This is a genomic window from Hymenobacter agri (assembly GCF_054778495.1).
The window spans coordinates 1-3,527 of record NZ_BAAGZM010000461.1; the positions used below are offsets into that span (position 1 = coordinate 1).

At 61.2% G+C, this 3,527-nt stretch carries 3 protein-coding genes; 1 reads left to right on the top strand and 2 read right to left on the bottom strand.

The window, feature by feature from the left end; translation table 11 throughout:
• Nucleotides 1-219 precede the first annotated feature (219 nt).
• Both proB and ACYVDE_RS17655 read right to left on the bottom strand, forming a co-directional pair.
• The gene (gene proB, locus ACYVDE_RS17650; protein ID WP_460502866.1) at nucleotides 220-1,311 is read right to left on the bottom strand and encodes a glutamate 5-kinase; all 1,092 of its coding nucleotides are present in this window, start codon (nucleotides 1,309-1,311) and stop codon (nucleotides 220-222) included.
• A gap of 176 nt (nucleotides 1,312-1,487) precedes the next feature.
• On the bottom strand, nucleotides 1,488-2,486 hold the full coding sequence (locus ACYVDE_RS17655; RefSeq protein WP_460502867.1) for an aldo/keto reductase: 999 nt from the start codon (nucleotides 2,484-2,486) through the stop codon (nucleotides 1,488-1,490).
• Between the two features lie 258 nt (nucleotides 2,487-2,744).
• Here ACYVDE_RS17655 and ACYVDE_RS17660 point away from each other — a divergent pair, with 258 nt between their 5' ends.
• Nucleotides 2,745-3,449: a DsbA family oxidoreductase gene (locus ACYVDE_RS17660; RefSeq protein WP_460502868.1), complete on the top strand. Its 705-nt coding sequence runs from the start codon at nucleotides 2,745-2,747 to the stop codon at nucleotides 3,447-3,449.
• The last annotated feature ends 78 nt before the right edge of the window (nucleotides 3,450-3,527 follow it).

Here is a 3,527-nt window from a genome sequence, read left to right on the forward strand (position 1 = left end):
GGCCAGGTCGCGCAACAGCGCGTCGGTGGCGGCCGGAGCGAAGGCGGCCAGCGCGCGGCTGGCTTGCCGGGTGGCTTCAAAAAGGGGCGTCAGGTCCACAAGGAGAGGATTTATTGGAATGTAGAGACGCATAATTGCGTCTCGTCGTTGAACGACGACCGATGGTATTGAGCAGACGGTGAGACGCAAATATGCGTCTCTACATCGGCCAACCTTATTCTACCCAAGGTCCGGATTCAGAAACAGATAGTCGTAGTGCACCAGCGGGCGCTGGTGCTGGTGGCCCAGCCGCTCCAGGGCTTTGTCGAGGCTGTATTCAGCAATGCCGAGGCCCAACAACTGGCCGGCTTCATCGGCCAGCTGCACAATGTCACCCTTTTTGAATTCGCCTTCGATGGCCAGAATGCCCACTGGCAGCAGGCTCACGGCTTTGCCCGGCGTGCTGAGGGCGGCGCGGGCCCCGGCATTCACGCGCACGGTGGCTTTGGCGGCGCTGTGGGCATGGGCCAGCCATTTCTTCTTGCCCGAAGCCGTTTTGCTGGGTTGAAACCAGGTGCTGAGCGCCGTGCCCGCCAGCACGCCGGGCAGAATGTCGGCCGTTTTGCCGTTGGCGATGTACACGCTGATGCCCAGCCGGGCCACCTTATGTGCCATGTGACACTTGGTGAGCATGCCGCCGCGCCCAAACTGCGAGCGCTGCGCCGTGATGAACTGCTCGAAACCGGTGTCGGCCGGCGCAATCGCGCGCAGTAGCTCGGAACCGGGCAGGCGTGGGTCGCCGGTAAAAATACCGTCGACGTTGCTGAGAATGATGAGCGCATCGGCATCGAGCTGGGCCGCAATGAGGCTGGCCAGCTCGTCGTTGTCGGTGAACATCAGCTCCGTGACGGAAATGACATCGTTCTCATTCACAATGGGAATAACCTGCTGTTGCAGCAATTCCTGGAAGCAGTTGCGCATGTTCAGGTAGTGCTGGCGGTCGCGGAAATCTTCCTTCGTCACCAGCACCTGGGCGCAGAGCAGGCCGTGACGGCCCAGCAGCTCGGCGTAGGTACTCAGCAGCTTCACCTGGCCCACGGCGGCCAGCAGCTGGCGGCTGCGCACGGCATCGGCCGGGGTGGGCACCGCGATGAGGCTGCGCCCCGCCGCCACTGCGCCCGACGATACTACGATGACTTCGAGACCCTGCGCTTTCAGCTGCACAATCTGGTCGACGAGGTGGGCCATGCGGGCGAGGTCGGGTAGGCCGTCATCCTGCGTGAGAACGTTGGAACCGATTTTGACGACGAGGCGGCGATAGGGGAGGGGCATGGCGGGCAGGCGTAAAAAAGGCGCGGCCAAAGCTAGCCTGAACAAAAAGAACGTCATGCAGCGCGCAGCGAAGCATCTCGCCCGCCGCAAGTAAACTATCGCCGTTTCGACGATTGGATTACTTGCGGCGGGCGAGATGCTTTGCTGCGCGCTGCATGACGTTCGGGGGGACAGTTTTACACCGCCGCCAGCTCCAGCTCGCGCAGCTGCTTGTTGATGAAGTCCACTTCCTCAAACGTGAGCTGGAAATCCATGGCGCGGGCATTTTGCACAGCCTGCTCGGGGTTGCGGGCACCCACCAGCGCCACCGTGATGCCGGGCTGCGCCAGCGTCCAGCGCAGCACGAGTTGGCTGAGGGTGGCGTTTTTGGTTTCGGCCAGCGGGCGAATTTTGTTGAGCATGGCATTCACACGCTTTACGTTTTCGGGCGTGAAGAAGCGGTTGCCGTTGCGCAGGTCGCCTTCGCCGAACTCCTGGCCGGGCTTCATTTTGCCCGTCAGCAGGCCCAGCTGCAAGGGGCTATACACCAGAATGGCCTTGTTGTGCTCAATGCAGTACGGCACCACGTCTTTTTCAATCTCGCGGCGCAGCATGCTGTACGGCACTTGGTTCGAAGCCAGGTTCAGCGTCTTTTCGGCTTCCTGCATCTGGGCCACCGAGTAGTTGCTCACGCCAGCGGCGCGGATTTTCCCCTGTTCCAGCAGGCGGCTCACGGCTTCCATCGTCTCGTCGATGGGCGTCGTCACGTCGGGCCAGTGCTGCTGGTAGAGGTCGATGTAGTCGGTGCCGAGGCGGCGCAGGCTGTCTTCGCATTCGCGGATGATGCTGTCGCGGCCCGCGTACTTGTACACGTCGAGGTCGTGGCCCTGGTTGTCCTTGGTTTTCATGGCGAAGTCGCCCTTGGCCTCGTTCCAGCGCATGCCGAATTTGGTCAGAATCTGCACCTTGTCGCGCGGCAGGCCCTTAATGGCCTCGCCCACAATTTCTTCGCTGAAGCCCATGCCGTAGATGGGCGCGGTGTCGATGCTGGTCACGCCCAGGTCGTAGCTGGCCCGGATGGCGCCCACGGCGTCGTTCTGCTCGGTGCCGCCCCACATCCAGCCGCCGGCGGCCCAGCTACCAAAGGTGATGCGCGAAACGGAAACGTCGGAGGAGCCTAATTTTTGATATTCCATGAGGATGATTGGTCTGGTTGAAGGAGAAAAGGCCGCATTGGGGCCGGGGTGGTTAACCGGGCTTTGAGGGCGAAGGTTGTGGTGAGGCCGTTTTGTCATCCTGAGCGCAGCGAAGGACCTCGCCACGCCAGCGCCGTTTGAGTGTTCTGCCGTGACAAGGTCCTTCGCTCCGCTCAGGATGACAAAATAGTTGCCCGAAACTTTTCGGCCCTGCCGTTTCTTGTAGCAGCTTCCAATAGCTTCAAAACTCCCAACGATATGAAAGTTGAAATCTGGTCCGACGTGGTGTGCCCGTTCTGCTACATCGGCAAGCGCAAGTTTGAGAATGCCCTGAAAGACTTCGCGCACCGCGACGAAGTGGAAGTGGTGTGGCACAGCTTTCAGCTCACGCCCGACTTCGAGCCCATTCCCGGCGAAAGCATCCACGAGTCGCTGGCCAAGAAAAAGGGTGTGTCGGTGGAAGAAGGCCGCCGCATGAACGACTACATGACCAATGCCGCCAAAGAAGTCGGCCTCAACTACCGCTTCGATAAAACCATTCCGGCCAACACCTTTCTGGCCCACCAACTCATTCACCTCGGCGCGCACCATGGCAAGCAGGATGCCACCAAGGAGCGCCTGATGGCCGCCTACTACCTCGAAGGGCAGAACATCGGCGACCTCGACACGCTGGTAAAACTCGGCACTGAAGTCGGCCTTGACGCTACCGAAAGCCGCGAAGCCCTGCTGGCCGGCACCTACGCCAACGCTGTGCGCCTCGATGAGTATCAGGCCCAGCAGATTGGCGTGCGCGGCGTGCCCTTCTTCGTGTTCGAGGATAAATACGCCGTATCGGGCGCGCAGCCCAGCGAGCTGTTTGCCGAGGTGCTGGAGAAGGTGTACGAGGAGTTCAAGCCCGCCAAGCCAGCGCTGGTTTCGCTGGCCGATGGCGACGCCTGCGGCCCCGAGGGCTGTGCCGTGTAGCGCCTGCTCCAACCGTTAGCTACCTAAAAAGGGCGCGGGGCCGGTCTGTTTCGAACCTCGATTCGAAACAGACCGGCA

Excerpts from the sequence above, each read along its gene's own strand:
- ACYVDE_RS17660 (WP_460502868.1), top strand. The coding sequence starts at position 2,745 with ATGAAAGTTGAAATCTGGTCCGACGTGGTGTGCCCGTTCTGCTACATC.
- ACYVDE_RS17655 (WP_460502867.1), bottom strand. The coding sequence starts at position 2,486 with ATGGAATATCAAAAATTAGGCTCCTCCGACGTTTCCGTTTCGCGCATC.
- proB (WP_460502866.1), bottom strand. The coding sequence starts at position 1,311 with ATGCCCCTCCCCTATCGCCGCCTCGTCGTCAAAATCGGTTCCAACGTT.